This is a genomic window from Porcincola intestinalis (genome assembly GCF_009696445.1).
In the GTDB taxonomy this organism is placed as follows: domain Bacteria; phylum Bacillota; class Clostridia; order Lachnospirales; family Lachnospiraceae; genus Porcincola; species Porcincola intestinalis.
The window spans coordinates 224412-249621 of the sequence record NZ_VULZ01000002.1; the positions used below are offsets into that span (position 1 = coordinate 224412).

Genomic DNA, 25210 nt, shown 5'->3' on the forward strand with positions numbered 1-25210 from the left:
TCTAAGGCGGCAAAGAATGCGGCGGCGACAAGCGGCGGCTATGGGCATTATGCTGCTGATATTGATTGCTGTGTTGATCGGGCTGATCGTTCTGATGAAGAAGGACAAACTGCGCGGCACGTGGGAGCTGGATCAGGTGACGGTCTACGAGTTTGATGGCAAGGGACACGGCGCTTTGCTGCTGCCGCAATATGCCCCGTTGTATGAACAGAACTCAGATTTTTTTGGCTGGATCACCATTGAGGGAACGGATATAGACTATCCCGTGATGTATTCCCCGGACAGGCCGGAATACTACCTCAACCGCGCCTTTGACGGCTCCTATTCCGGCAGCGGCGTTCCCTCCATCGACGGGAAATGCCCACCCGACGGGAAGTATTATCTGATATACGGGCACCACATGAAAAACAAGACCATGTTCGGGAGCTTACCAAAGTATGCGGACAAAAGCTATTACGAGGATCACCCGATCATCCGTTTTGATACCCTCTATGAACAAAGGGAGTATCAGGTGATCGCGGCCTTTTACAGCCGTATCTATGACAAAAAGGACGCCGGTGTGTTCTGCTACTATGAGTATACGGACTTGTCCGATCAGGAAGTGTTTGACGAACATATCCGGCAAGTAAAGGCAGCGGCGATTTATGACACCGGCCTTTCCGCAGAGTACGGCGACGAGCTGCTTGCGCTGTCCACCTGCAACTACCACACGCAGGACGGTAGGTTTGTTGTTGTGGCAAAGAGGATAGCTACATTGAGATAGAGGTTTTCCGCATCTTTACGGTGAAATGCCCCTTGACAAATCTCTTTCCAACATGTGTTTTTTCTCCCTCCAACAAGTTAGTTATCGTGCCAGTGCATACTGCGGCATATCGTGATTAACTTCTGCCTGGTAGTATCCGTCCATGGTGGACGGTGCATTGAAAAGTGTTGCCAGCAGGTATTTCCGGATATTCTTCACCTTGGTCGTGTTCTGCCTCAGACAATGCAGCACATACTCGATGTGAGAATAGTTCAGCTTCAGGAATCTGCTCCGGACGACTTCCGCAGGATAACGGCTGCTGGCGATCAGGATCTCATCCCGGGTCCCTACTACTGTCTCCAGGATCAGATCTGTGATACCGTCGATTAGTTCCCGGTCCTCTGCATGGGAAATCAGCAGATCGTCATAACAGATATTCTCCCGTATAATCTGCTCATAGATTTTTGCCCTGACTGCAGGAGTATCTGTGTATCGCTTCTCTTCGCTTCGTGTCGCATCCTGCCTGGCAGGCATCTCCTCACCAGTCGATACGATAGGATTAGATTCTGTCTTACTCCTGTAAGTATTATTCATATTAGTCTTACTCCTAAGAGGTGCAGATTCCGGGACTTCAAGAAGTGCAGATTTTGGAACCTCTTGGGTGCTGATTTCTGCACTTCTGGAACCAATAGAATCAAAAGTCTCTGGTTCAGAGGTGCTGTCTTCGGGACTTCTGTCTCCCTCCTGTTCTGCCTCAGAGGTTCCCGTTTCGGAACCTCTGGTCTCCTTTTCCGACATGAAGCTTTTCACATACAGGATGTTCGGCAGGCCATGTCCGCGCCGTTTCTTCTCTAGCAGACCGAATTCTTCCAGTTCCGCCAGAAGATCCATGGCCTTCTTCTTCGTAAACCCCAGATCCTCCTGGATCTCACCGATCTGGTAGATGATATATACACGGTTTTCCTCGTCCAGCCATCCGTTCTTCATGGACAGGCTCATCCGGTCCAGAAGTACCCCATATAGCACCTTTGCCGCCATAGAAAGCGTCTGAAATACTTTGTCAATCAGCATGATCTTCGGTATCCGTATGAAGCTGAACAGATCAGCTTCGGAACCATAATAGTAGTTGAATTTCATACAGTCAGCACCCCCTCTGCCGTCATTGGGCCTGCTTCCACTCCCCCAGCAGCTTCTCAATGACGTTTCTCATCTGTGTTGTGGTATATTCCGGCGGGAAGTATTCCCGCAGTTTCTTTTCCGTGAATGTCAGCTTGGAGGAAGGAAGCTTCCCCGGCTGGCTGTTGTTCAGCAGCGTGATCATCTTTGATTCTGTCATAGCACCGGCCTGCAGCTCGGTGCGCAGGATACTGATCTGGTTCAGTTTCACCATACCGTTGTCCCTGATATACGCGAAGAGCCACCTCTGGATTTCCTGTTCGATATAGGAGATCTCGACAGCGACGGTAAACTGGATACGCTTTTGATCAACATAGTCGAGGAGTTCCGGGATCAGTTCAGTGAGACGGATGTACCGTTGTATCTGTTTTGAACTTTCACCCATCTCTTCCGCCAGAATATCTCTTGAAACCTTTCCAAATAACTTCTGGTCATTTTGGCCAGAAGTGCCGTCACAACCCAGGTCACTACGATAGCCCTGCCTCTTCATCGCTTCCATCTTCATCTTGTAGGCAAACGCCTTCTCACTCGGAAGCAATTCTTCCCGCTGAATGTTGGAATCAACCATCCGCACCACGGCTTCATCATCTGTCATATCCCGGATGATCGACGGAAGACTCTCCAGTCCCAGAAGCTGCGCGGCATGCATGCGTCTGTGCCCGGATACCATCTCGTACCGGTCAAATCCGATCGGGCGGATCAGGACCGGAGACAGGATCCCGTTTGCCCGGATGCTTTCCACAAGATCCTGCATCTTCTCATCGTCGACCACTTTGAACGGATGGTTCTTGAAGGGACGGATCTTCACGATCTCGATATCCAATGCAGACTCTTCATTGGTAACACCCAGCAGCTCCTCTACACTCTTAAGTTTAATCTTCTGTCCTGCTCTCAGCTTAGTGCTCATGCTCAAGTACCTCCTTTGTCAGGCTTGCGAAACTGTCTGCTGCTTTGCATTTCGGCGCATACCGGAAGATGCTGATGCCTTCTGAGCTCGCCTCCTGGATCTTGACGGAGAACGGAATAAAGGTCTGCAGCACGCCGATCTCTTCGTTCATTCCGTAGCTCTCCCACAGCATGGCGGTGATATCTTTGGCGTAGTTGGTCCGGTAGTCCACCATGGTGATCAGGATCCCTTCGATCTCCAGCTGTTTGTTCAGCCGTTTCTTCACAACGGAGATGGTCTTCAGCAGCATCTGCAGGCCCTTAACCGGGAGGTATGAACTCTGGACCGGAACAAGAACCCTGTCAGCCGCGACCAGCGCATTGATCGTCATCACGCCAAGCGACGGCATGCAGTCGATCAGGATATAATCAAACCGGTCACGGATCATTTCGATATATTCCTTCAGGATCATTTCTCGGCTCATGGTGTTGGCCAGGGATACTTCTATGCCGGAGAGTTCCATGTTCGCCGGGATCAGTTCGATCCCTTCCTGGTGATGAAGCATCCCGTAGTTCTCCGGCATGTCATTTTCTTCGATGATATTTGTCATGATGGTGGCCAGCGTGACCGGCAGTTCGTCCGGATCCGGATAGCCCAGGCTGATAGTCAGGCTGCCCTGAGGATCCGCATCGATCAGGGCGACTCTCTTGCCTTCCATTGCTAAACCCACCCCGAGATTCAGTGTTACCGAGGTCTTGGAGCAGCCCCCTTTCTGGTTACAGATTGCGTAAACCTTGCACATAGATCATTCCCCCGTTCTGTGTATTCCTTCTTCTCCTTCATCTGGTTCTGCCGTTTCTATCAGCATGATCCGCCTCAGATACGCCTCAAAAATCGTTCTGCGAACCCGCACCATCTTGCCGATCTTGTACACGGCGCCGGCTTCTCTGGCTAACCGTACTACGGGCTTTTCATTAAGCCCGTAGTATTCCATTGCCTCCCTGAACGTAATAAAGTCTCTGTGAAGCATCTCCACATCAACATCATCAATCTGATCTGAAAACTTCCATATACAGCCGCTCATATCGCTTACCTCCGTCCGCGCTTCAATGTGCTTTCCTCTCTGAACTGTTCCAGAAAACTGTCAAAGATGTCCCGTTTGATCAGGACTGTTCCATCCATCCGGAAGATCGCACCCGCCTTTCCGGCAAGCTCCAGCAGTTTCTTGTGAGACATGCTGTAGATGATCTCTGCCTCCTTGTACCGGAGATATTGTCTCCGAAGCTTCCTAGCTCCTTCGCGGATTTCCGAGCGGTGCTCCAGATCGTAATATTCTTTTTCAGAAGCGATTGGCTGATAGGTGTACTCCTTCCCAGTCTCCATGCGTTTCTCCTTTCAGATCCTCGTCAACAGCTGCAATACAGATCAGACAATGATTTCCGCTTTCCTTTGCATGCAAAAAGGCACCTTTCAGGATATATTTCCTGAAGGGTGCCTCTGTCAGCACATAGGTGCTTCTTAGGTCTCAATTGCTGTGACAATTCATCATCGTTCATTCCTGAACGTAATGAGTTGCGATATTGTTGTCAATTTGTTGTCAACGCTCTTTTTCAAGCCCGGAAACCCGCGTGGTTGCGGCATTTATTCCTTGATGCTTTTCATCGTGGGGAAATCATTGACATCCTGTGCAGCCTTATATATGGTGTTGATCAGGCTTGTGACATACTGCTCATGCTTCAGGCCCTCATGCAGCGGATCCTCCGGGCTGGAATAGCTTTTATCCGGCTTGTCAACCGCCTCGAATACCACCCGTTCTCCGTTATTCTGAAGATAGGTTCTCATCAGCATCGCATGATCGCGCTCTTCCTGCGCCTGAATATCGTACCAGTGCGCAAAGCCATCGAGCCCCTCATCATAAAAATAATTTGCGAAGTCCAGATACAGATATGCAGAATAAAATTCCTTGTTGATCTGCGTATTGATCAGGTCCCTGACTCTCGAATTCAGCATTGTAATACCTCCCTTATACAGTCTGTAAATGAATATACTCATCTTTTATGAAGGTTCTGTGTATTATATCAGATCCCCCAGGATATCGATCGCATCGTCCAGCGCATCCATGGCCTCATCCACATCCTCTGTGCTCTGGTCCTTGTCATCCATCTCATCCGTCAGCTGCGCCAGCATGTCCTTTGCTTCCTCAATTTTGGATAGAATTCCGCAAAGCTCCTCACTGTACTCTTCCATGGCTCTGTCCTCCTGGCCAGCCCTGTCCATCATAGCCGATTTGATCCCGATCACGGTGTTCACCATCCTCCACCTCCCTTCCGCTCACGAATCCGGGTTCTCTGCATTTTTCTATGCCATCGACGTTCCCGCATCATTCGATCTTTGTCGATGCTGCCGCATAAAATGCCGGATAGGTTTCCTTCAGATACCGTACATTCCCGACCCAGTTCATAAGCAGAAGACGGAGAACCTTCTCAAAGTCCTGGTTGAAATGTCCGATATCCTGCTCTGAAAGGTCATCCCAGGATCCACGCAGACGAAATTCATCCATGAGATGGAACACGCCCCAGAGCATCTCGGAGAAGCATTCATGCTCGATGATCAGCGGATTGGATGCGATGACCAGAATATTGGTTTGGTTCGAACGGATGATCTGCTGAATTTTCGTATAACCGGCAGCATCAATGTGCACGTTCAGCTTCACATTCTCAAGCTGCCTTTGAATTGCCCTGACCGTCCCGGACTGCTCAGCGCCATTTTTCACGACCTCGTGTACAAAATCGTCTGCATCGGTCCTCCGCAGAATTTCCCGGATCAGGAAAGCGCCGATTCCCGTGAAAAATGAACTTGTCAGCATCTTTGTCTTTTCGAGCCGCTCTTTCTTCTCACGTTCATCTACGAGTTCTCCGACCACCAGGGTTGCGATGGCGATGGTGACCGGCATAAATGCAAGATCCTGCAGAAGATAGAAAACCGTTGTCCGCTCATCATGAAAGATCAGAACCTGCAGAAGATAAATGGCTGCTGACAGGACAATGAGCGCCAGCACCACACGGCGGGTCGTTTTTCTGTCCATGAAGGACTCCTCTCTGTATATCTGAAACTGCTTTTCACACTGCTGCCATCATTTTATCCTGAGCCTGACGGTTATTCAAGGAGCACAGCCGGCGAAAATACAGTCCGGCATCTTCTGCCGCTTCGTACAAAATGAGCTGGAAAAAGCGGCTGCCTTCCCTCCTCTTGTGAGGCTGGAACACCGCCGCTGTGTGAAGCGTCTTTCAGATTGGTCAGACGATCTCCCTTCCGAGTCTTTCACACTCCGCAAGAATATCATCCGTGATCTCACCGTCCGCGACGACACTTGCAGTCTCCAGGATGATGCCTGCACCATGGATATCACGTTCCAGATGGATGATCCAGTTGTCATCCCCGTCCTTGTTTGTGAAAAGCGCAACCTTCTTTCCCTGAAGCTTCGGCTTAAGAGCGTTATACAGACGGCCAAACCTGCAGTTCAGCGCCTCTCCCTTCTTGATCATCGGCGTTCCGAGTGCAATCCCCGAGTAGGAAACCGCCATGTTGGTGTTGAACTCCTCGGCGGTGAACATATCAACCTTCCCGCCGGCGTCCTCTGCTCCCTTTGCGACCGCATCGGCCATATCCACGATGTCATCTCTGTCTCCGTCATACACGACTGCAATCTTGCCGTACATATCTGATTTCCTTTCCTTTTCCTTCAGCCAGGTTTCTTATGCCCGCCATCATCATCCTCTGTTCGTACCATATCACCGCACCAAACGGGTGTCAAATGCAGAAGTGGACCCAGGTACATCCATGCAGGCTCAGTTCCACTTCCGGAGCAGTGCCGACAGATCCAGCCCGCCGTTCTCCTGCCGGCTGCCCCTGCCCGTCCGTCTGTCCGGGCGCTGCCCGCCGCTCTTACCATCTGTATGCCTGTCACTTTGATGCTGTATCCCGGTCTTTACACCCCCGCGTCTTCCATTCTGGCGTTGTCTGCCGTTCTTGTCGTCTTCGCGGCGGCTGTCCAGACGCTGTTTATCCTGCTTATGGCTGCCGGATGCAGCCCCATCCTGCTTCTTCCCATGAACCGCCGGTTCTCCGAGCTTCATCGACAGGGAAATCCGGTTCCGGCTCAGGTCCACGTCCAGCACCTTCACATTCACAATGTCTCCGACTGAGACGACATCCAGCGGGGATTTGACAAAGCCATGGTCGCTCATCTGGGAGATGTGCACCAGACCGTCCTCGTGGACGCCGATGTCGACAAATGCGCCAAAATCCACAATGTTCCGGACGGTGCCCTTGAGAATCATGCCCGGCTTCAGATCCTTCATATCCATGACATCCGATCTGAGGACCGGTTTCGGCATATCAGAGCGGGGATCCCTTCCCGGCTTCTCCAGCTCCTTCGCGATATCTGCGAGTGTCTCTTTTCCGACACCGAATTGCTCCGCCAGCTTTCCGATGCCGCCCTCCGAGCGGATGCGGCTGTCAAGATCGCGGATCTGACCCTTCTCGACGTCCTCCTTGGAATATCCGAATTCCTTCAGCAGCCTGGCTGCCGCCTCATAGGACTCCGGATGTACCCCGGTCATGTCGAGCGGATTCTGACCGCCCCGGATCCGCAGGAAGCCTGCGCACTGCTCGAAGGCCTTCGGACCGAGCCCGGATACCTTTAGGAGCTGCTTTCTGTCCTCGAACTTCCCGTTCTCCTCCCGGTAGCTGACAATCGACTTTGCCGTCTTTTTGGTGATGCCGGACACGTACAGCAGCAGCGGCCAGGATGCTGTGTTCAGGTCGACGCCAACCTCATTGACACAGTCCTCGACCACACCTTCCAGCTTTCCGCCCAGCTTTTTCTGATCACAATCATGCTGGTACTGGCCGACTCCGATCGACTTCGGGTCAATCTTGACGAGCTCCGCCAGCGGATCCTGAAGCCGTCTGGCGATGGAGGCCGCACTCCTCTGTCCGACATCGAACGTGGGAAATTCCTCCGTCGCCAGCTCGCTTGCCGAGTACACCGACGCCCCTGCCTCGCTGACAATCGCATAGTGCACCTGCTCCGGCACCTCCGCGATGATCTCCGCGATAATCTTCTCCGACTCCCTGGAGGCTGTTCCATTTCCACAGGATATGAGCGTCACATGATATTTTGAGATGAGTTCTTCAACCTTCTTCTTCGCTGCCGCAATCTTTGCCGGAGTCGTCGGCTCCGTCGGATAGACGACGGTCGTGTCAAGCACCTTGCCGGTTTCGTCGACAACCGCCAGCTTGCACCCTGTCCGGAATGCCGGATCCCAGCCAAGCACAGTCTGCCCCGCAATCGGCGGCTGCATGAGAAGCTGGCGGAGATTCTTCCCGAAGACATCGATCGCTCCGTCCTCTGCCTGCGCTGTCAGGCCGCCGCGCACCTCGCGCTCAATCGCAGGCTCAATCAGCCGGCTGTAGGCATCCTCACAGACTTGCTCCAGAAACTTTGCCGCCGGCGCATCCGGCCGGGTGATGACAGCATGCCGGATGACACCCAGGATCTGATCCTCCGGAGCCTGAAGTGAGACGGTCAGAACCTTCTCCTTCTCCCCGCGGTTCAGCGCCAGAATCTGGTGTCCCTTCAGCGCAGATACCTTTCCCTGAAAATGAAAATACTGTGCATACACGGACTGCGGATCGTCCTGGTTCTTTTTCACTTCCGATGTGAGTATCCCCTCCGCCGTCGTAATCTCGCGGATTCTGGTCCTCAGATCTGCCCGATCCGAAATGTTCTCTGCGATGATGTCCCCTGCACCGGAAAGAGCCTCCTCCACCGACGCCACGCCCTTTTCTGAATCGACGTATGGCGATGCAAGATTCTCAGGCGTGTCATCCGTCTCCTGCTTCAGCAGGATATCCGCAAGCGGCTGGAGCCCTTTCTCCGCCGCGATGGTCGCGCGGGTTCTGCGCTTTGGCTTGTACGGTCTGTACAGATCCTCCAGCTCGACCATCGTCAGTGCTGCTTCGATCTGCGTTTTCAACGCTTCCGTCAGCTTTCCCTGCTCCTCGATGGAGGAAAGAACCGTCGCCTTCCTGTCCTCGAGCGAGCGGAGATAGGTCAGCCGCTCATCCAGCCTGCGCAGCTGCTCGTCATTCAGAGAGCCATGCATCTCCTTGCGGTATCTGGCGATAAACGGAATGGTGTTTCCCTCGTCAATCAGTTTCACGACCGCCTCTACCTGCCAGAGGCCGATGCCCAGTTCCTTCGATATGGTTTCGTTGATGTTCAACTTCTCTCTCCTGACCTGTCAGCCGGTGCCTGAATCCGCAGCGGCTGTACTTCTGCAACAAATTATTCTCACTTCAGATATGTTTTCTTGATCCAGCCAGACAAAACCTTCCCGGCGTTGTCTGTGAAAAGCACCGGAATCCAGCCGTCCTTCTCCTTCCGGTCGGTATCCTCCGTCACCTGACGGCCGCCGGGGATCGTCGTCAGCGCTTCTCCGTCGGTGGATGGCTCTGATCTGAGCCGGACATTTGTTGTCGTTGTATAAACAGTCCCCGCAGTTTCACTTTCCGCTGGCTCCGTCTGCCCGGCCTGGTCTGCTTCTGTGCTTTCTTCCGTTTCCTGCGCCCCTGCGGCTGCGCCACTCTCCGGGCCTTCCCCCTTCGCAGCCTCCGTCTGGCTTCCATCTGTCAGGGCTTCCACATCAAGCCCGTCCAGATTTTCCTCCCGGTAGAGCTTCTCATAGGCATCCTCGTAGCCCTCCGACTCCACCCGGGCAATCAGATCCTGGTTGAAGAAATAGAGGGTCCCGCCCATGTATCCGTCCGGATAGAGACAGGCGCAGTAGTCATAGTAGCAGCTGTCGCTGTCGTTGAGAACCGCACGGCCGAGCACCATAAAGCTTCGTTTATATCCCCTGACCTTCACAACCGATCCGATGGGCAGCCACTCATCGGCAGGAATCCCGTGCTCCTGTTCCGATATCGCCACCTTGCCGGCCTCCGACATCGCTTCTTCTGTCATCCCCGCCTGAACTTCCGCATCGTTCGAGGCTTCTGTTCCTGCCGGGGCTGTCGTTCCTTCCCCCGCGTATACCGCCGCGCTGCCCGCAAGCACGCCTGCTGCCAGGACAGCGGCTGCCATTCTGTGTCTTATATCTGAATCTCTGCGTCTCATATTCATCTCCTGCCGGTATTTCCGCCTGATCTCACCTCAATACTTCCATAACAGCTGTATGGTAACACCTCCCGAAAAGGTGCGTCAAACAAGAAAATGAGCCATTGAGGCCGCCTCATCTGGCGCGGGCTTTCAATGGCTCATTTCGATATATGGATATGTAGAATTTCGACGGTTCAGTACCGGGACTGACGCTCACTCGGGATTGACGCACGCTCAGGCCTGAACGCCTTCATACTCGTAGTCGGCATCCTCGATGGCCTGTTTCATCGCTGTCTCATCTGGTTTTGACGTGTAGGTCACAATGGCTTTCCCCGTCTTGTGATCTGCTTTGACGCTGACGATGCCATCTACCGACTTCAGGGCATTCATGACGTGCCGCTCACAGTTCTCGCACATCATGCCCCCGACCAGGACGGTCTCCGTCTCCGTTCTGCCCGCTGTCTGACGGTCGTCTGGGCTTGCTTCCGCCATGCTCGCATCCGAAGCGTCGGCCATTGTTTTTGTTTCGAGCGCCTTCTTATTCATCGGACGGTCATGAGCGGCATCGTGCACCTTCGCGAGGTTCAGCCGAAGGGCGTTCATGCAGACCGTAAAGCTTGAAAGCGCCATCGCTGCGGCTCCCCACATTGGGTTCAGGTGGATACCCGGATAGAGGCCGGCTGCCATCGGAATCAGGAGTGCGTTGTAGGCAAACGCCCAGAACAGGTTCTCATGAATGTTGCGGATGGTTGCACGGCTCAGTCTGACTGCACCTGAGACATCTGTCAGCTTTGAGTTCATCAAAACGACATCCGCGCTGTCGATGGCGACATCCGTTCCGGCCCCGATTGCGATGCCGATGTCCGCTCTGGTCAGCGCCGGAGCATCGTTGATGCCGTCTCCGACCATGGCAACCTTGCCGCGTTTCTGAAGCTCTCGAATGACAGCCTCCTTGCCGTCAGGGAGCACGCCGGCGATGATCCGGTTCACTCCGGCCTGCCTGCCGATGGCGCGGGCTGTCCGCTCATTGTCCCCGGTCAGCATGACCGTCTCAATTCCCATCTTCTGAAGCTCCCGGATGGCCTGTGCAGAGTCCGGCTTGATGACATCCGCCACCGCGATGATGCCCGCAAGCCTGCCGTCCTGCTCGAAAAACAGAGGCGTTCTTCCCTGCTCCGCAAGTGCATCCGCCTTCTTCTGAAGATCTCCCGGGATCGCGGCAATGCTGCCGATGTAGCTGCCTGAGCCTCCGTGAACGATGGTATTTCCGATGGATGCGGTCAGTCCATTTCCGGAGAGTGCCTTAAAGTCATGGACTTTCTTCGGCTGAAGATGACGCTTCTCCGCCTCCGCGACGACCGCCCTTGCAAGCGGGTGCTCGCTCTGCATCTCCAGCGCATAGGCCAGGCTCAGCAGATCATCCTCTGTCCTTCCTGCCGCAGGAAGCACATCGGTCACCTCCGGCTTCCCCGCTGTGATGGTTCCCGTCTTGTCCAGCGCAACAATCTGAATCCTTCCGGTATTCTCCAGCGCCTCGCTCGTCTTGAACAGGATTCCATTCTTGGCTCCCATCCCGTTTCCGACCATGATGGCAACCGGTGTCGCCAGGCCCAGCGCACACGGGCAGGAGATGACAAGCACGGTGATGGCGTGTTCCAGCGAAACGGCGAGCGGATGTCCTGTCAGAAGCCAGCCGGCCAGAACCACAGCCGCGATCACGATGACCGCCGGCACGAAGATGCCGGAGACCTTGTCTGCGATCTTGGCAATCGGTGCCTTGGTTGCCGCCGCGTCCGAGACCATCTGCACGATCTGCGAAAAGGTTGTGTCCTCGCCGACCCGGGTTGCCCTTGCGCGGATGAATCCGCTCTGGTTGATGGTCGCCGCGCTGACAGCATCCCCGGATGTCTTATCGACCGGAATCGATTCACCTGTCAGAGCAGATTCATCGACAGCAGTCGATCCTTCTACGATCACCCCGTCGACCGGGATGGCTTCGCCCGGTTTCACGACAAAGATATCTCCGCTCTTAACCTCGTCAATTCCGACCGTCACCATCTGGCCGTTCCGCTCGACACTGGCTGTCTTCGGTGCCATTTTCATCAGATTCTTCAGTGCATCGGTCGTTCTGCCTTTCGACAGTGACTCCAGTGTCTTTCCGACAGTGATCAGCGCCGGGATCATCGCCGCGCTCTCAAAGTAGAGCTGATTGTGATACAGCGACATCAGATCCATGTTGGCAGTTCCGTGCGTAACCAGGACCGTCATCCTATAAAAGATGTAGATGGACCAGCCGAAGGACACGCTCGAGCCGAGTGCCACAAGTGCATCCATGTTCGGCGCACCGTGAAACAGAGACTTGAATCCGGAGGTGAAGAAGTCCTTGTTGATGATCATCACGGCTGCCGCCAGGAGCATCTGTGTCAGTGCCAGTCCCAGATGATTGTGCGAGAGGAATGCCGGGAGCGGCCATCCCCACATATTGTGGCCCATGGTGATGTACATCAGGACAGCGAGGAAGAAGACGGAATACTCCAGCCGCCTGACCAGTTTCGGTGTCGTGTGATCCTTCAGGGCTTCCTCCTCCGCCCTGAGTCTGGCGCTTGCGCTTCTTTCGCTGCTCTTTGCGCTTTCCTCCCTGAGGCTGGCACCGTAGCCGGCCTTCTCAACCGCCGCGATGACAGCGGCGCTGTCCGCCGTTCCCTCGACGCCCATCGAATTGGTCAGAAGCGAGACCGAGACCGCCTTCACACCCGGCACCTTCGAAACCGCCTTTTCAACATGAGCCTGGCAGGACGCGCAGCTCATTCCTGTTACTGTATACTGTGTCATAGAAGATCCTTTCTGTCCGCGGAGTCTGCCTCCGTCGCCCTCCGGCAGAGATGCCTGATTCCCGGCAGGCTGCAAACGACATCTGCATCTGCCTCCCGTATTATATACCCCTCTTGGGTATCTGCTGACAACAGCATATTATACCCTCAGGGGGTATATGTCAAGAAGAAAAAAACCAGCCGCCGGGACACCCTGTCCCGGCAGCCGGCAGACTGCAGCCGATACGCTCAAGCCTTCAGATCTTCCAGAAGGACGGCGGCATTACTGAGTGCACCCTCCTTCGCCGCATACAGAAGGGTGACATTCCCATCCTGAAGCTTTTCTGCTACCAGACTTCTGAACGCCTCCATGTCCGGATTGCCTTTCAGCTCCTCCCGGTACCTTCCGGCAAACTCCTCGAACCGCTCCGGCACATGCCCGTACCAGGCCCGGAGCTCCTTTGTCGGCGCAATGCTCTTCTCCCAGAGGTCCAGCTTTGCCTTTTCCTTGCTGATCCCTCTCGGCCAGAGGCGGTCAACCAGAATCCGATAGCCGTCCTGCTCCTCCGGCGCCTCATAGACTCTCTTTATCTGAAGCATGCCCATCGCCCTTTCCTCCTGTCTTTCCGTCGGAGATCCTGCCATACCGTCCCTCGGTCTCCTGTGTGATATCTGACCCGGCTGTGTTTTTGTTATGGCTGACCTGGCTGCGTCCTTGCGGCCTTCAGCGCCTCCGCCTTCATCGAAGCGGCTTCCATGCTGCGAAACTGACGGAACGCCTCCGTCATATCCTGGATGATCTCCGCCGCGCCAAGGTAGGTTCCTTCCTTGTCGCGGACCGCCAGGTAGGTCACCTTCACCGGCCGGTCCGGGTTTGGGATCCAGCGTGTGAAGGAGTCCCTCGCACCGCTCCTGAAATCATCCGTCAGGTTTTTCACGACCGCGCGGATCGGCACCGGGTGGCACTGATAAGTCGACTGTCCCAGTGTCGAGAGCGGGCGTGAAAAAACCTTGTCTCCATTTTTATAGAAACGGTTGATCATCTGGTCGTCGATGAAGGTGATGTCCAGCGGCAGAATCTTCATCAGACCGCGCAGCTGCGCAATCGTCATCTCGCCGGCAGGGCTCTCAGATCCATTTCCATCGAAATGAACGACCGCCTGCTCAAAATCAGCGCCGGATGCCGGCGTTTTCATGTCCTCCGCCTCCGCCGCGCTTTTCTCCGCCTGCATCCGTTCCATGAGCACCTGCTCCCCGTGCGCCCATTTCGGGATCTCCGTGATGAAGACCGGTCCCATCTCGGGAAGATCGCGGTAGACATCCACCCACTCATCATCCGTCAGGTTTTGCATCGCGATCGGCAGAAGGATGTTCTCGTCCTTGTAGATCATCTCGCGCATGCGCTTGATCACCGCAAGAATCGGTTCTTTCAGCTCCTCCGCACTCGTTCTCTGAAGGCCGCGGGCGAGCCTGCCCACCTCTGCCTTGATCTCATCGTCAACGCCCCACATCACCTCGCTCGGGCCGGTGATGCCGTAGCGCTCCAGCGGGGCCATGATCAGCTCTTCCTTCTTCCCGTACAAGGCGCGGATCTTCTTCAGGCGGACCATTGCCAGCTGAACCTTGTCATCGTGTCCGCCATTCTCAAGCGCCATCTGCAGATTGTTCAGAATGAGCTCAAGTGCACTGTTCTCGCGGATAAAGTAATCGACCGGGTGGCCTTCCGGAAGCTGAAGAAGATCCTGCTTTTTCATCCGCTTCTGCTCGCGGATGACCTCGCCTTCCGTCTTGCCGTGGAAAAGCGCGGAGTGCAGGTCGCAGAGCTTCGTGATCTTTCTGGGATCTGCTCCATCTTTGATCAGCTCCTGCTCCGCCGCCATGATGTCCTTCACCGGGACATCCTTGAATGACTTCACAAAGTCCTCTCTCACAGAAGCCAGGTCTTCACCCGCTCCCAGTCTCTGAAGCATCCCTTTCAGCTGCTGTACATTTCCAAGCTCTGCCATCTCCTGATCCTCCTGACTTCTATCTGACAATATCAAGTATCACGTTTTTATACCGCCATTATACGTTGTTATAAAAATGTATCCGTTGCTATAACAACGCTTTGTCCTTCCATTCGTTCATTTTTACATTACCTCTGTTTTACACTCTGTTTTACGCCTTTTCAATGGTACAAGGCGGTGATTTGATCCCTTGCCTGAACACAAAGGATGACTTATGATTATGGTGTCAAAAGTCTGCCACCACGCATGCCTGCATGCGCGTGGCAAAAGGTACTTTTGACACTTATTTCTTATTGTAAAGATTGTAAAGAAAAAGACTTCTCTGCAGTACCGGAAGGGGCTTAGGATGAAAATCTGGATTACCAGGCATGGACAGACAAAGCTGAACAAAGAACATCTGATGCAGGGCCGTACGGACGAGCCGCTCAACGAAACCGGCTTCAGTCAGGCAAAAGCGGCAAGGAAGCTGATCGGGGATGTCACCTTTGACGCGGTCTATGCCAGTCCGCTCAGGCGTGCTGTCGACACGGCTGTCATCATCGGGAATGTCCCGGAAAAAGATGTCATCATCGATCCCAGACTGATCGAGGTGGACTTTGGGAAGTATGAGCTTCGCCCATATCTTCATCTCGGGCTTCCTATGTTCCTGTTCTGGGCGATGCCCGGCATCTTTCCGGCCCCGAAAACCGTGGAGCCCATCTCCTCCCTGGTCAGCCGCACGCATGCCTGCCTGGACGACATCGTGAAAGAGGGACAGGCGCATCACTGCGAGAATATCCTGATTGCCTGCCACGGCGGGACGATGCGCGCACTCTCCGGCTACATGCTTGATAAGAAGAGCGGCTACATGTGGCGGCCACGTGCGCACAACTGCGAAATCCGCGTGTTTGATGCGGATCCGGGGCAGCACAGGCTGCTTCAGGATTATAAGCTCTGAGCATGCTGTACCTATACAGATATCAGATATCCCCTATCGCCCGGAGCGAAGGAGGCTGCCCCACACCAAAAACCGCAGGCCTCGACATCCGGAGATCCCCCGTACGAAGGGAACTGCTGCAGTGAAAAGCAGCGGAAAGGACAAATATGAGCAAATATCTTGAGCGGTCAAAAGCCCTGAGAAATGATCCGAACGTTCACTACAACTGCGCGCAGGCTGTGCTGATGGCCTTCTGCGAGGAGAAGGGGCTCAGCAGCCAGATGGCAGCTGACCTGACCGCCAACTTCGGCTCCGGCATGAGAATCGGCGGCGTCTGCGGTGCCATGTCAGGCGGCCTGCTTGTCCTGGGTCTGTACGGTATCAGTGACACGGGGACAGTCATGTCCTACTGGAAGCAGTTTCAGCAGAGCCACGACGGCATGACGCAGTGCCGCGATCTGCTCCGTGTGAACGCAGAAAAAGGGGCTCCGAAAAAGCAGCACTGCGACAATATGGTCTACGAGGCTGTCCGCCTCACGGAAAACCTGCTCCGCGACGCCGGTAAAATAGCCTGAGAATCCCTGGTGCCGTTCATGAATCAAGAGCCAAGGTTAACGGTTGCGAATTTACAAGGTTCCTCCCACCGCCCATAGGCAGTGGGCTTCCGCCGCGCGCCCATTTCCGCAAGTCTGTTTCGACGGTTCAAAAGAACTGCTCCGGGCGTTCGGCGGTCAGCCTCAGGAGGTCTCTGAACGGAACCTTCCGGCCGTCCTCCAGCACCAGATATCTCAGCTCCAGATTGACAGCCCGGAGGATGCCGGGGATCTCCTCGATCCTGCCGCCCTCCTTTTTCTCATCCTGCACGAAGACCGTCATCCGGATCTTCGGGTGTTTGGCAGACGGCTGCGCCGTGTCCGCCGTCAGTTTCGCAACCATCTCATTCAGCTTTTTCTGATCTTCTTCCGATAGCACCGGTCGCTCGTCAGTGAGCCGTCGTTCCTCCGTGAGCACGTCCCTGTAGTCTCTCAGCGGCTCAAATGAACCGAACTGAGCGGCTCTGGCCGTCCGGGACATCTGCGGATGCCGGACAGAGACATGATGCGGCAGATTGATGATATCGCTGTAGTCCGGCTGGTTCTCTCCCACTGCCTGTTTTCCCCCTTCTCTGGTCTGCCCGCTCACGCCTGAGGTTCTCCCATCTGCCCGCTGCATCTGTCCGCTCCTGCCAATGTCTGACCAGTGCAGGCCGCGCCTACTCCTGATGCCCGCCGATCTGCCCGCTCCATCTGTCCGCTCCTGCCAATGTCTGACCGGTGCAGGCCGTAGCTATTCCTGATGTCCGCCGATCTGCTCGTTCCGCCTGCGTCCGGTTGCCCCTTCCTCAAAGCTCGTCCCGCGGACAACCGCATTCTTCCCGAAGCGATTCTTGATCGCAAGCACCGCCTCCTGCATCTTTCTCTCCCGCTCTCTCTTTTCCTGTTCCTGTTTTCTCTGCTTTTCCAGAAGATCATAGTCTGTAAACAGGTCCATCTGTTCGTACGTCTCCTCTTTTTTCACGGCCGATTCCGGGACGGTATGGCTGGCCGAAAGATTGAATCTTCGTATCGTCAGCCTGCGGTCTGCGATCCGGTCGTAAAGACGGACTGCAGCCTGGATGATCTCCTCCGTGGAGGCTGTCTGTGCTGTGAGATTTTCCGACCCATGCGCCGGCCTGGGCACCTTTCTGCCATACCGGTCAAGCGTCACCTTTCCCCGAAGATACGCGCGAAGATCCGGGTTTTCCACGTTGTCGATGTCATATCCCACATCCAGCACCAGCTGATCGGTGACAAGGCGCCTGGAGAACAGCTCCAGCGACAGCTTCTCCGCCATCTCCCGGATGATGACTCTGCCATGCTCAAAATCGTACGGCTCCAGCAGAACCTGTCCGGATGAAATGCTGCGGTTCTCCGGCCTGTATGCCCTTATATCCGCCAGTGTGCAGGGCTCCCAGCCCCAGGCATGGTCAATCAGAAGCTCCGCGCTGACGCCAAAGAGGTCATAGAGAAGGTCTTCATTGTAATAATCCTCCGGCTTTCCGAGCGAGCACCTGGCGATGTCTCCCATCGTAAAAAGCCCGACCTGCTGCAGCTTCCGTTCTGTCGCCCGTCCGACCCGCCAGAAGTCGGTAAGCGGCCGGTGGCTCCAGAGCTGCCGACGGTACGTCTGTGTGTCCAGCTCCGCGATCCGCACACCATCCCTGTCCGCAGGAATATGCTTCGCCACAATATCCATTGCGACCTTGCAGAGATACAGGTTCGGACCGATGCCCGCCGTCGCCGTGATGCCGGTCTCATGCAGGACATCCGCAATCATCTTCCTGGCGAATTCGTGCGCAGTCAGTCCATATGTGTTCAGATAGGGTGTCGCATCGATGAAGACCTCATCGATCGAGTAGACATGCATATCCTCGGGCGCCACGTACTTCAGATAGATTCCGTAGATCCTTGCGCTCGTCTCCATATAGAGCCGCATTCTGGGCGGCGCCGCGATATAGTCCAGCTCCAGAGCGGGATCCCTTTTCAGCGCCTCGTCATCGACGGATGTTCCCGAAAATGCCCGCCCGGGCGCCCTGCTCTTCCGCTCTCTGTTGACTGCGGAAACAGCCGAGACTACCTGAAACAGCCTTGCCCGCCCCGGTATCCCGTAGCGTTTCAGCGATGGAGAGACTGCAAGGCAGATCGTCTTCTCCGTTTTGGAGGCGTCCGCCACCACCAGATTGGTCGTCAGCGGGTTCAGTCCTCTGGCTGCGCACTCACAGGAGGCGAAGAACGACTTCAGGTCAATTGCGATATAGACTTTTCCATGATCCTCCGTACTCTGCTCCATACCGTACTCTGCTCCATACCTTCCTCATGTCCGCACACAGCGCCTCTGACCGACCTTTCCATATGCACAGTCTTCAATCCCGGGGTGCTTGACTGAGACAACGGCGAGCACTGTACGATCCCTGATCCGTAGGCTCTGCATGGTATCCGCTGCCGCTCTGATCCCCTCAGCTCAGCACCTTCAGCGGCTTCCACCTCAGGCAGTCGCCGGAAGCGAGGCTGTACAAAATCCCCTTCTTTCTGCCGCGAATGCTGTCATGGAAGCGTGCCTCGCCGTGACAGTGGGCGTAGATCACCTGTTCGACGTGGTACTGCTCCGCCATCTTCGTAAAGATGCTGTCCCTCTCCATCAGACTGGTCGGCGGATAGTGGAGCAGCATGATGAACCTGCGGTGTCCATCCCTGACTGCCGCATCAAACGACTTCTGAAGACGCCCCGCCTCCCGCTCCACCAGGGCCTGCGCGTGGGCGTATGCCTCCTCGTCGTACCCCACGATCTGCCCGCCGGGGGACATGTAGAAGGGTCCCTCGAAGCAGTAGCCCTTGGTTCCGACCAGTGCGTAGTCTTTGTAGAGAAAATAGTTGTTCTGCAGAAAATGAAGCCTTCCCTCATACATCCGGTTCAGCTGTTCCGTCTTCTTGACATCCCAGAAATGGTCATGGTTTCCTCTCAGCAGAATCTTTCGTCCGGGCAGCGACTCGATATACTCAAGATCCTTCCGGCAGTATGGCAGCTTGTTTCCCCAGCTGTGGTCCCCCAGCAGGAGAAGGGTATCCGCATCCGTCACCATGGCCCGGCAGTTTTCGAGAAACCGTTCCTCATGTCCCTGCCAGAGCGCACTCTCCCGCTGCGCCACCGACTTGATTTTTGACTGATAGGAGAGATGAAGATCTCCCAGCGCATACAGTGCCATTGATACCTCCCAGCCCCTGACGGCTGTCCGCTCAAGCCTCTCCCAGGATCAGCCGGATGAGATGCTTGTCGAGCAGGATCGCGCGGTGGTACGGATTCAAAGCCAGCCCCTCCACCTCATCGCTCTGAAGCGCCATCCTCAGCACCTGTCCGATGTCAGACAGGAAGGTCGACATCACCGGCTGAGCGCCTTTCATCTCCTCCTCAAAGCTGGTGTACGCCTCCAGCCACCGCTTTCCTTCATTCTCCAGAATGCGCAGCTCCAGATTCTGGGTCTTCTCCGGCGACACCGCCACGACAAACTGTCCGCCCTGCTTCATTCTCCGGCGGATCGTGGAAAGCGTCACCGCCAGCATTTCCGGGGACGGCTCCCTCTGGAGCATCCCGATGTGCTCCTCGATTTTCTCATTTCCTTCAAGTCCCTGATCCGTCATATGCTCTCCCGTTCTGCCTTCTGCGGTATTCCGCCTGCCTTTTGTTTTAGTCCAGTATACCATGAAACACCAGGCGCTGCCAAAATGCCGCAGCCGTGCACCATGTTTCAACGTTTTAAATTGAGGCAGCGGTTCAAAAGACGATCTGTGCAGTGTTTATCTGTGCCACCCGGCAGAACAGCCCCATGGACAAAAGCGCCCCGTATGCCCTACAATCATGGAAATGGACGGTTGGAAACCTTTCCGACTGCGAAATGATTTCGTGAGGTGTCGATTCATGCAGGTTACACATATTTTTCACAGTGGTTTTTTCGTTGAAACGGAGCAGGCGGACTTTCTGTTTGACTGGTGGAAAGGAACGCTTCCCGCGCGCACAGACGACAGAAAGCCTTTTTATGTGTTCGTCAGCCATTCACATGGCGATCACTATAATCCGGACATCTTCGGTCTGGACGCTGATGCCTATCTCCTCTCCTGGGACATGAAACCTCTGATTGACGAACGCTTCCCGGACCTGAGAGACAGCCGCAGACTTTTCTTTCTCCGTCCGCACCAGTCACTGGTGTCCGAAGCTTCCGCGTCATCTGAAGCCGGCCAGGCATTCATTCTTCAGAATGCTCCCGGTATGAGCCGGGATTCTCTTGCACCGTCCACACTGTTTTCTGTCTATACGCTGGCTTCCAACGACCTCGGTGTCGCCTTCGTGGTCCGGACACCGGAAGGCAGTCTCTACCATGCGGGTGACCTGAACAACTGGTGGTGGGACGGCGATGCAGATGACCGGCGTCTGGCTCATTTCTATCACGATGAACTCTCGCGGATCAAAGGCACACATTTTGCTGCCGCCATGATCCCCTATGACCTGAGGCTGAAGGAGCCGGGGTATGGCATCCGGGATTTTCTCCGGTACTGCAGCGCTGACGCCATCTACCCGATGCACGAAAACGCAGACATCGCATCCGCGAAGCACGCTTTCGCAAGCGATCCCCTCATGAAAGGAGTACAGAATGTTTACTTTTAATCATTTCAACTTTAACGTGAAAAACCTGGAGGAGAGCCTAAAATTTTACCATGACGCCCTCGGGCTTGAGGAGATTTCCAGAAATGACCAGCCGGACTTTACGATCGTCTTTCTCGGCGACGGCAGAACCGGGTTCCGGCTGGAGCTGACATACATGAAAGGCCGCACAAAGCCGTACGACCTGGGCGAGCAGGAATACCACCTTGCCCTGACCGCCGACAACTTCGAAAAGGCACATGCCTATCACAAGAAGAATGGCTGGATCTGCTTTGAGAACACCGCGATGGGCATCTACTTTCTGGAGGATCCGGACGGATACTGGATCGAGATTGTCCCGGACGGCGCTTACATGGCCGCTCGGACGAAGGAGTGAGGCGTGATTTTGCCGCTGCGGAGCGGTCGCTTGCGCGGATCAGGCGCGCTCAGCCTCCTGCGGCGAGGTCTGCCGCCATGTCGGCGTACTGCCGGGTGTACAGTTCGTAGTAGTAGCCGTGTCTTTGCATCAGCTCGTGGTGTGTCCCCTGCTCCACAATCTTCCCGTCCTTTACAGCGAGGATCACATCCGCCCCGACAATCGTGGACAGCCGGTGCGCCACAACAAAGCTTGTGCGCCCGGCGATGACCGTTCTGATTGCATCCTGAATCTTATGCTCCGTCATCAGGTCGATCGAGGAGGTCGCCTCATCCAGCACAAGGATCTTCGGATCTGCCAGCAGCGCCCTCGCAAATGAAAGCAGCTGTTTTTCTCCTGTCGAGAGAAGGTCGCCGCCTTCTCCGACTTCCGAGTCGAGGCCCTTGTCCATCTTGCGGACGACGTCTTCCGCCGACACCAGCTTCAACGCCTTCCAGATCTCATCATCGTCCGCATCCGGATTGCCGTACCGGAGATTGTCACGGACCGTTCCGGAAAAAAGATGCGGTGTCTGCAGTACGTATCCGATGCTGCTGTGCAGCCACAGAAGCGAACGCTCCCTGGCGTCGCGCCCGTCGATCAGTACCCTCCCCCGCGTCGGCTCGTAGAACCGGCAGACGAGATTGACCAGTGTCGACTTGCCCGCTCCTGTCTCGCCGACGATGGCGACATTAGTCCCCTGCGGCACCTTGAGGCAGAAGTCTTTCAGAACATACTCCTCCCCGTCCGGGTAGCGGAAGTCCACATGATCAAACTCGATGTCTCCATGAATCGGCTCCCAGTTTTCCTTCTTCGGATGAAAGATGTCGCCGTACCTTGCAAGAACCTCCGGGCTGTCTGCCACATCCGGCTTCTCCTCCATCAGCCTGGAGAACCGCTCGATGTTGACCTGAATTCCGATCAGGTGACTGATGGTGACAACGATCTGCTGAATCGGGTCGATCATCGAGAGCGCATAGCTCATGAAGACGGAAAGCGTCCCGATCCGGATGACTCCATCCATCGTGATCTGGCCGCCCTTCCAGAGAACCAGAGCCAGCGCTGTCGATCCCATCAACGTCACGAGCGAGATGAACATCGCACTGAAGTGTCCGGCTCCGACAGACACGCGACGCATCTCCTCGGAATCCTGCTCGAAATCCTCCTGCATCCGCTTCTCAACCACGAGCGTCTTGATGCTCCGCGCCCCTGTAATCCCCTCGTTGAAGTTCCCGGTGATGCGCGAATTCAGCTCCCGGATCTTCCGGTTCAGAACAATCAGTTTCTTCTGGAAGAGCCAGATCAGAAAGAAATCAATCGGAACCAGAATCAGCAGCCAGAGAAACAGCCGCCGGTTGATGACGAGCATCAGGATCATCATAAAGATCAGGTAGGACCCATTCCACACCAGGTCCATCAGCCTCCAGGCCGTCATTTCCCCGATCTTGCCCGTATCGCTCATCACGCGCGCGTGGATGTACCCGACATTGTTCTGGTTGAAGTAAGAGAAGGACAGCTCCTGCAGGTGCTTAAATGAAGCATCGCGCAGATCCCTGTCCACAGACATTTCCACCTTCCCGCTGAAATAGGTGCTGGTGAAGTTCGTGACCACCTGAACCATCAGGACCAGGACATAGAGCAGAACAAACTGCAGCATCGTGTCCGTCGTCTTTCCCGCTACAAAATGATCCAGCGCATACCGATTAAACAGCGGGTAGACGGCATCGATCATCGAGACGAAGGCGCCGCACAGCACCATAGTCAGGATCGTGCGTCTGTATGCCCGCACATAGGGACGGATTTTCAAAAATCCGAAGAGCGGATGGCGAACCCTGTTGTCTTCCTTCATCTGCGCGCCTCCTCTCCATTCTGTTCCGTCCGCGCCTTTCCACTAACTGTCTCCCGCCCCTGCGGATCCTGCCGGCTGCCGGACTGCTGTCCTTCCGGCTGACATTCCTCAGGGTCATTCTCCTGCGGATCCTGCCGGTTGCCGGACTGCTGTCCTTCCGGCTGCCGTTCCTCAGGGCTATTTTCCTGCATCTCCTCGGCACCCTGCATCTGAAGCTGATAGATTCTCCTGTAGATCGGGTTCATTTCCAGAAGCTCACCATGCGTTCCCTGCGCGGCCACTCTTCCCTTATCCAGGACAAGGATGCTGTCCGCATGCATCAGTGTGCTGATTCTGTGGGAGATCAGGATCACCGTGCTGCCGGCCGTCCGCTTTTTCAGCGCCTCCCGGATCTTCGCGTCCGTCTCGGCGTCGACGGCGGACAGAGAGTCATCAAAGATCATGATCTCCGGCTGCCGGATCAGCATCTGCGCAATCGCCGTGCGCTGCTTCTGTCCGCCGGAGAGTGTCACCCCCCGCTCGCCGACGTACGTGTCGTATCCTTTCGTGAAATGCTCAATCGTGTCGTCCAGACTCGCGGTCCGCGCCGCCCGGCGCACCTCGTCCAGCACCACACGCTTCTGTGTGATGGCGATGTTCTCTGACAGAGTCCTTGAGAACAGATAGGGCTCCTGCAGAACCATCCCGACATGCTGTCTGAGATAGGCTGTCTGAATGTTCGAGATATCTGTATCCCCGATCAGGATCCTCCCGTCTCCCTCCGGCAGGTCATAAAGCCTGTCCAGAAGATGCATCAGTGTCGACTTCCCGCTGCCGGTTCCACCAAGGATTCCGAAAACACTTCCGCCCCTGATCCGGAACGATACATCCCGCAGCACCTCCCCCTGCCCGTTTTCATATGCATAGCTCACATGGTCAAACACAATATCGCGGTTCATCGGCGGGCAGACGGCATCCGGAGCGTCCTGTTCCACCTCAGCGTTCATAATATATCGAAGTCTGTCGATTGATATGCCCGTCTTGGACAGCTCCGCAATGGTTCGGCCAAGGGCACGGATCGGCCAGTTCAGCAGCTCATTGTAAGAAATGAATGCGATCAGCTCCCCTGCCGTGATGCGGCCGGACGCAGCCAGATATGAACCGTAAACCAGGATAACCAGCGTCTGGAGATATGAAACCAGGTCCCCGCTCGTCCAGAACATGGACAGTACCTTCATCAGATGAACCCAGTATCCCGTGTAGATCCGGTTCTGCTCCTCGAAGCGGCGGCACTCATAGAGCTCCCGTCCGAATGCCCTCACCACGCGGACACCTGTCAGATTCTCCTGCGCAATCGTGGACAGCCTTCCCTCCTCCTCGTCGGCCTTCTCAAAAGCCGCCCCGATCCGGCTGTGAAAGAACAGGCTGTAGAGGACAATCACCGGGATGAAGACGGCTGCCGCCGCAGCAAGCCTGACATGAATCCGGAACATGAAAAACAGCGACAGCCCCATCAGAATCAGGGTGCGCAGCAGCGCCGACAGCTGGTCTGACAGAAACGTTTTGACTGTGTCGACGTCACTCGTGCAGCGCTGGATAATATCGCCGGTCGCATTCTCGCTGTGCCATGCGTAGGGCAGGTGCAGAATGTGTCCGAACAGATCATCCCGCATCGTCTTGACCAGCTTTTCCGCCCCCTTCGTGTTAAAAAACTCAAAGAAATAGCGAAATACCGCCCGCACCGCAGCGACACCTGCCACCAGAACCGCAATCAGCCACAGATGCCTTCTGATTCCTCCAATTCCGCCGGCTGCCTTCACAAAGGCGGACAGCCAGGACGGAACGGAGGCGCTTCCCGAATCGATTACGGAGTCCACTGTAAAGCCAATGATCTTCGGGTTTGCCAGATCAAGCAGAGATACCACGCAGGCGCTGAAAATCGCGGCAGCAAACCATCTCTTTGATCCCCGCAGGAAATGAAGCACCATGCTCCACCTCGTCGGGTACTGCATGGTGCTCAGATTCTGTTGTCTCGTTTGTATTGATTGCTTCCTT

The 25210-nt window shown here is 55.3% G+C and carries 26 protein-coding genes and 1 pseudogene; 6 read left to right on the top strand and 21 right to left on the bottom strand.

The genetic code is table 11. From position 1 onward, the window contains the following. Positions 1 to 16: 16 nt before the first annotated feature. Entirely contained in the window at positions 17 to 763 is a 747-nt protein-coding gene (locus FYJ35_RS03250; RefSeq protein WP_205839684.1) for a class B sortase, read from the top strand. Between the two features lie 81 nt (positions 764 to 844). Here the strand turns inward: FYJ35_RS03250 and FYJ35_RS15315 are convergent, their stop codons facing one another. After that, positions 845 to 1336, bottom strand: coding sequence for a DUF6017 domain-containing protein (locus FYJ35_RS15315; RefSeq protein WP_408634753.1), 492 nt, complete (start codon positions 1334 to 1336; stop codon positions 845 to 847). 63 nt (positions 1337 to 1399) lie between these two features. Between FYJ35_RS15315 and FYJ35_RS15320 the strand changes: the two genes are divergently transcribed. Then, a complete protein-coding gene (locus FYJ35_RS15320; protein ID WP_408634754.1) occupies positions 1400 to 1597 on the top strand; it encodes a DUF6132 family protein in 198 nt (65 codons plus the stop codon). A gap of 27 nt (positions 1598 to 1624) precedes the next feature. On the opposite strand, the pseudogene FYJ35_RS15325 reads toward FYJ35_RS15320, so the two are convergent. From FYJ35_RS15325 to FYJ35_RS03320, 14 genes and pseudogenes are all read right to left on the bottom strand, one after another. Beyond that, positions 1625 to 1879 (bottom strand): annotated as a pseudogene (locus FYJ35_RS15325) (replication initiator protein A); the annotation flags it as partial. Positions 1880 to 1901: 22 nt separating this feature from the next. Continuing rightward, positions 1902 to 2825 carry a ParB/RepB/Spo0J family partition protein gene (locus FYJ35_RS03260; RefSeq protein WP_154523065.1) on the bottom strand — a complete coding sequence of 308 codons (924 nt, stop codon included), beginning with the start codon at positions 2823 to 2825 and terminating at the stop codon, positions 1902 to 1904. Continuing rightward, on the bottom strand, positions 2815 to 3606 hold the full coding sequence (locus tag FYJ35_RS03265; RefSeq protein WP_154523068.1) for a ParA family protein: 792 nt from the start codon (positions 3604 to 3606) through the stop codon (positions 2815 to 2817). Before FYJ35_RS03265 ends, FYJ35_RS03260 begins: the two co-directional genes overlap by 11 nt. Before the next feature lie 3 nt (positions 3607 to 3609). Next, positions 3610 to 3888, bottom strand: a complete 279-nt coding sequence (locus FYJ35_RS03270) for an excisionase (RefSeq protein WP_154523071.1) — start codon at positions 3886 to 3888, stop codon at positions 3610 to 3612. A gap of 5 nt (positions 3889 to 3893) precedes the next feature. After that, positions 3894 to 4187 carry a DUF6462 family protein gene (locus tag FYJ35_RS03275; RefSeq protein WP_154523074.1) on the bottom strand — a complete coding sequence of 98 codons (294 nt, stop codon included), beginning with the start codon at positions 4185 to 4187 and terminating at the stop codon, positions 3894 to 3896. A 258-nt stretch (positions 4188 to 4445) separates the two neighbouring features. Continuing rightward, entirely contained in the window at positions 4446 to 4814 is a 369-nt protein-coding gene (locus FYJ35_RS03280; RefSeq protein ID WP_154523077.1) for a ferritin, read from the bottom strand. 63 nt (positions 4815 to 4877) lie between these two features. Beyond that, positions 4878 to 5117 (bottom strand): hypothetical protein, encoded by a 240-nt coding sequence (locus FYJ35_RS03285; protein WP_154523080.1) that lies wholly within the window; start codon positions 5115 to 5117, stop codon positions 4878 to 4880. Between the two features lie 67 nt (positions 5118 to 5184). Beyond that, positions 5185 to 5889 (bottom strand): hypothetical protein, encoded by a 705-nt coding sequence (locus tag FYJ35_RS03290; protein ID WP_154523083.1) that lies wholly within the window; start codon positions 5887 to 5889, stop codon positions 5185 to 5187. Positions 5890 to 6100: 211 nt separating this feature from the next. Beyond that, positions 6101 to 6523, bottom strand: a complete 423-nt coding sequence (locus FYJ35_RS03295; RefSeq protein ID WP_154523086.1) for an NADPH-dependent FMN reductase family protein — start codon at positions 6521 to 6523, stop codon at positions 6101 to 6103. Positions 6524 to 6652: 129 nt separating this feature from the next. Further along, positions 6653 to 9094, bottom strand: coding sequence for a Tex family protein (locus tag FYJ35_RS03300; protein WP_154523088.1), 2442 nt, complete (start codon positions 9092 to 9094; stop codon positions 6653 to 6655). A gap of 68 nt (positions 9095 to 9162) precedes the next feature. Further along, on the bottom strand, positions 9163 to 9987 hold the full coding sequence (locus tag FYJ35_RS03305) for a DUF4176 domain-containing protein (protein ID WP_205839685.1): 825 nt from the start codon (positions 9985 to 9987) through the stop codon (positions 9163 to 9165). A gap of 216 nt (positions 9988 to 10203) precedes the next feature. Then, positions 10204 to 12801 carry a heavy metal translocating P-type ATPase gene (locus tag FYJ35_RS03310; protein ID WP_154523094.1) on the bottom strand — a complete coding sequence of 866 codons (2598 nt, stop codon included), beginning with the start codon at positions 12799 to 12801 and terminating at the stop codon, positions 10204 to 10206. 227 nt (positions 12802 to 13028) lie between these two features. Then, positions 13029 to 13424 carry a DUF488 domain-containing protein gene (locus FYJ35_RS03315; RefSeq protein WP_330683452.1) on the bottom strand — a complete coding sequence of 132 codons (396 nt, stop codon included), beginning with the start codon at positions 13422 to 13424 and terminating at the stop codon, positions 13029 to 13031. A gap of 47 nt (positions 13425 to 13471) precedes the next feature. Beyond that, the gene (locus tag FYJ35_RS03320) at positions 13472 to 14785 is read right to left on the bottom strand and encodes a DUF438 domain-containing protein (RefSeq protein ID WP_154523097.1); all 1314 of its coding nucleotides are present in this window, start codon (positions 14783 to 14785) and stop codon (positions 13472 to 13474) included. A 346-nt stretch (positions 14786 to 15131) separates the two neighbouring features. Between FYJ35_RS03320 and FYJ35_RS03325 the strand changes: the two genes are divergently transcribed. Together FYJ35_RS03325 and FYJ35_RS03330 are read left to right on the top strand one after the other, a co-directional pair. Continuing rightward, positions 15132 to 15722, top strand: coding sequence for a histidine phosphatase family protein (locus tag FYJ35_RS03325; protein WP_154523100.1), 591 nt, complete (start codon positions 15132 to 15134; stop codon positions 15720 to 15722). Between the two features lie 146 nt (positions 15723 to 15868). Continuing rightward, entirely contained in the window at positions 15869 to 16276 is a 408-nt protein-coding gene (locus FYJ35_RS03330; protein ID WP_154523103.1) for a C-GCAxxG-C-C family protein, read from the top strand. Positions 16277 to 16403: 127 nt separating this feature from the next. Here the strand turns inward: FYJ35_RS03330 and FYJ35_RS03335 are convergent, their stop codons facing one another. The 4 genes from FYJ35_RS03335 to FYJ35_RS03350 form a co-directional block, all read right to left on the bottom strand. Then, on the bottom strand, positions 16404 to 16913 hold the full coding sequence (locus tag FYJ35_RS03335) for a hypothetical protein (RefSeq protein ID WP_154523106.1): 510 nt from the start codon (positions 16911 to 16913) through the stop codon (positions 16404 to 16406). A 114-nt stretch (positions 16914 to 17027) separates the two neighbouring features. After that, positions 17028 to 18569 carry a Y-family DNA polymerase gene (locus FYJ35_RS03340; protein ID WP_154523109.1) on the bottom strand — a complete coding sequence of 514 codons (1542 nt, stop codon included), beginning with the start codon at positions 18567 to 18569 and terminating at the stop codon, positions 17028 to 17030. Between the two features lie 166 nt (positions 18570 to 18735). Continuing rightward, positions 18736 to 19482, bottom strand: a complete 747-nt coding sequence (locus tag FYJ35_RS03345; RefSeq protein ID WP_154523112.1) for a metallophosphoesterase — start codon at positions 19480 to 19482, stop codon at positions 18736 to 18738. A gap of 31 nt (positions 19483 to 19513) precedes the next feature. Beyond that, entirely contained in the window at positions 19514 to 19915 is a 402-nt protein-coding gene (locus tag FYJ35_RS03350) for an SseB family protein (RefSeq protein WP_154523115.1), read from the bottom strand. A 277-nt stretch (positions 19916 to 20192) separates the two neighbouring features. Between FYJ35_RS03350 and FYJ35_RS03355 the strand changes: the two genes are divergently transcribed. Together FYJ35_RS03355 and FYJ35_RS03360 are read left to right on the top strand one after the other, a co-directional pair. Continuing rightward, positions 20193 to 20936, top strand: coding sequence for an MBL fold metallo-hydrolase (locus FYJ35_RS03355; RefSeq protein WP_205839686.1), 744 nt, complete (start codon positions 20193 to 20195; stop codon positions 20934 to 20936). Beyond that, positions 20923 to 21309, top strand: coding sequence for a VOC family protein (locus FYJ35_RS03360; RefSeq protein WP_154523121.1), 387 nt, complete (start codon positions 20923 to 20925; stop codon positions 21307 to 21309). The genes FYJ35_RS03355 and FYJ35_RS03360 overlap by 14 nt, the downstream gene beginning before the upstream one ends. A 49-nt stretch (positions 21310 to 21358) precedes the next feature. Here the strand turns inward: FYJ35_RS03360 and FYJ35_RS03365 are convergent, their stop codons facing one another. Both FYJ35_RS03365 and FYJ35_RS03370 read right to left on the bottom strand, forming a co-directional pair. Next, positions 21359 to 23176, bottom strand: a complete 1818-nt coding sequence (locus tag FYJ35_RS03365; RefSeq protein ID WP_154523124.1) for an ABC transporter ATP-binding protein — start codon at positions 23174 to 23176, stop codon at positions 21359 to 21361. Further along, positions 23173 to 25167: an ABC transporter ATP-binding protein gene (locus FYJ35_RS03370; protein ID WP_154523360.1), complete on the bottom strand. Its 1995-nt coding sequence runs from the start codon at positions 25165 to 25167 to the stop codon at positions 23173 to 23175. Before FYJ35_RS03370 ends, FYJ35_RS03365 begins: the two co-directional genes overlap by 4 nt. Positions 25168 to 25210 lie beyond the last annotated feature (43 nt).

Excerpts from the sequence above, each read along its gene's own strand:
- FYJ35_RS03330 (WP_154523103.1), top strand. The coding sequence starts at position 15,869 with ATGAGCAAATATCTTGAGCGGTCAAAAGCCCTGAGAAATGATCCGAAC.
- FYJ35_RS03250 (WP_205839684.1), top strand. The coding sequence starts at position 17 with ATGCGGCGGCGACAAGCGGCGGCTATGGGCATTATGCTGCTGATATTG.
- FYJ35_RS03260 (WP_154523065.1), bottom strand. The coding sequence starts at position 2,825 with ATGAGCACTAAGCTGAGAGCAGGACAGAAGATTAAACTTAAGAGTGTA.
- FYJ35_RS03315 (WP_330683452.1), bottom strand. The coding sequence starts at position 13,424 with ATGGCAGGATCTCCGACGGAAAGACAGGAGGAAAGGGCGATGGGCATG.
- FYJ35_RS03285 (WP_154523080.1), bottom strand. The coding sequence starts at position 5,117 with ATGGTGAACACCGTGATCGGGATCAAATCGGCTATGATGGACAGGGCT.
- FYJ35_RS03270 (WP_154523071.1), bottom strand. The coding sequence starts at position 3,888 with ATGAGCGGCTGTATATGGAAGTTTTCAGATCAGATTGATGATGTTGAT.
- FYJ35_RS03335 (WP_154523106.1), bottom strand. The coding sequence starts at position 16,913 with ATGCAGCGGGCAGATGGGAGAACCTCAGGCGTGAGCGGGCAGACCAGA.
- FYJ35_RS03295 (WP_154523086.1), bottom strand. The coding sequence starts at position 6,523 with ATGTACGGCAAGATTGCAGTCGTGTATGACGGAGACAGAGATGACATC.
- FYJ35_RS15315 (WP_408634753.1), bottom strand. The coding sequence starts at position 1,336 with ATGAATAATACTTACAGGAGTAAGACAGAATCTAATCCTATCGTATCG.
- FYJ35_RS03310 (WP_154523094.1), bottom strand. The coding sequence starts at position 12,801 with ATGACACAGTATACAGTAACAGGAATGAGCTGCGCGTCCTGCCAGGCT.
- FYJ35_RS03320 (WP_154523097.1), bottom strand. The coding sequence starts at position 14,785 with ATGGCAGAGCTTGGAAATGTACAGCAGCTGAAAGGGATGCTTCAGAGA.
- FYJ35_RS03305 (WP_205839685.1), bottom strand. The coding sequence starts at position 9,987 with ATGAGACGCAGAGATTCAGATATAAGACACAGAATGGCAGCCGCTGTC.
- FYJ35_RS03275 (WP_154523074.1), bottom strand. The coding sequence starts at position 4,187 with ATGGAGACTGGGAAGGAGTACACCTATCAGCCAATCGCTTCTGAAAAA.
- FYJ35_RS03355 (WP_205839686.1), top strand. The coding sequence starts at position 20,193 with ATGCAGGTTACACATATTTTTCACAGTGGTTTTTTCGTTGAAACGGAG.
- FYJ35_RS03350 (WP_154523115.1), bottom strand. The coding sequence starts at position 19,915 with ATGACGGATCAGGGACTTGAAGGAAATGAGAAAATCGAGGAGCACATC.
- FYJ35_RS03265 (WP_154523068.1), bottom strand. The coding sequence starts at position 3,606 with ATGTGCAAGGTTTACGCAATCTGTAACCAGAAAGGGGGCTGCTCCAAG.
- FYJ35_RS03365 (WP_154523124.1), bottom strand. The coding sequence starts at position 23,176 with ATGAAGGAAGACAACAGGGTTCGCCATCCGCTCTTCGGATTTTTGAAA.
- FYJ35_RS03325 (WP_154523100.1), top strand. The coding sequence starts at position 15,132 with ATGAAAATCTGGATTACCAGGCATGGACAGACAAAGCTGAACAAAGAA.
- FYJ35_RS03345 (WP_154523112.1), bottom strand. The coding sequence starts at position 19,482 with ATGGCACTGTATGCGCTGGGAGATCTTCATCTCTCCTATCAGTCAAAA.
- FYJ35_RS03290 (WP_154523083.1), bottom strand. The coding sequence starts at position 5,889 with ATGGACAGAAAAACGACCCGCCGTGTGGTGCTGGCGCTCATTGTCCTG.
- FYJ35_RS03280 (WP_154523077.1), bottom strand. The coding sequence starts at position 4,814 with ATGCTGAATTCGAGAGTCAGGGACCTGATCAATACGCAGATCAACAAG.
- FYJ35_RS03370 (WP_154523360.1), bottom strand. The coding sequence starts at position 25,167 with ATGCAGTACCCGACGAGGTGGAGCATGGTGCTTCATTTCCTGCGGGGA.
- FYJ35_RS03340 (WP_154523109.1), bottom strand. The coding sequence starts at position 18,569 with ATGGAGCAGAGTACGGAGGATCATGGAAAAGTCTATATCGCAATTGAC.
- FYJ35_RS03360 (WP_154523121.1), top strand. The coding sequence starts at position 20,923 with ATGTTTACTTTTAATCATTTCAACTTTAACGTGAAAAACCTGGAGGAG.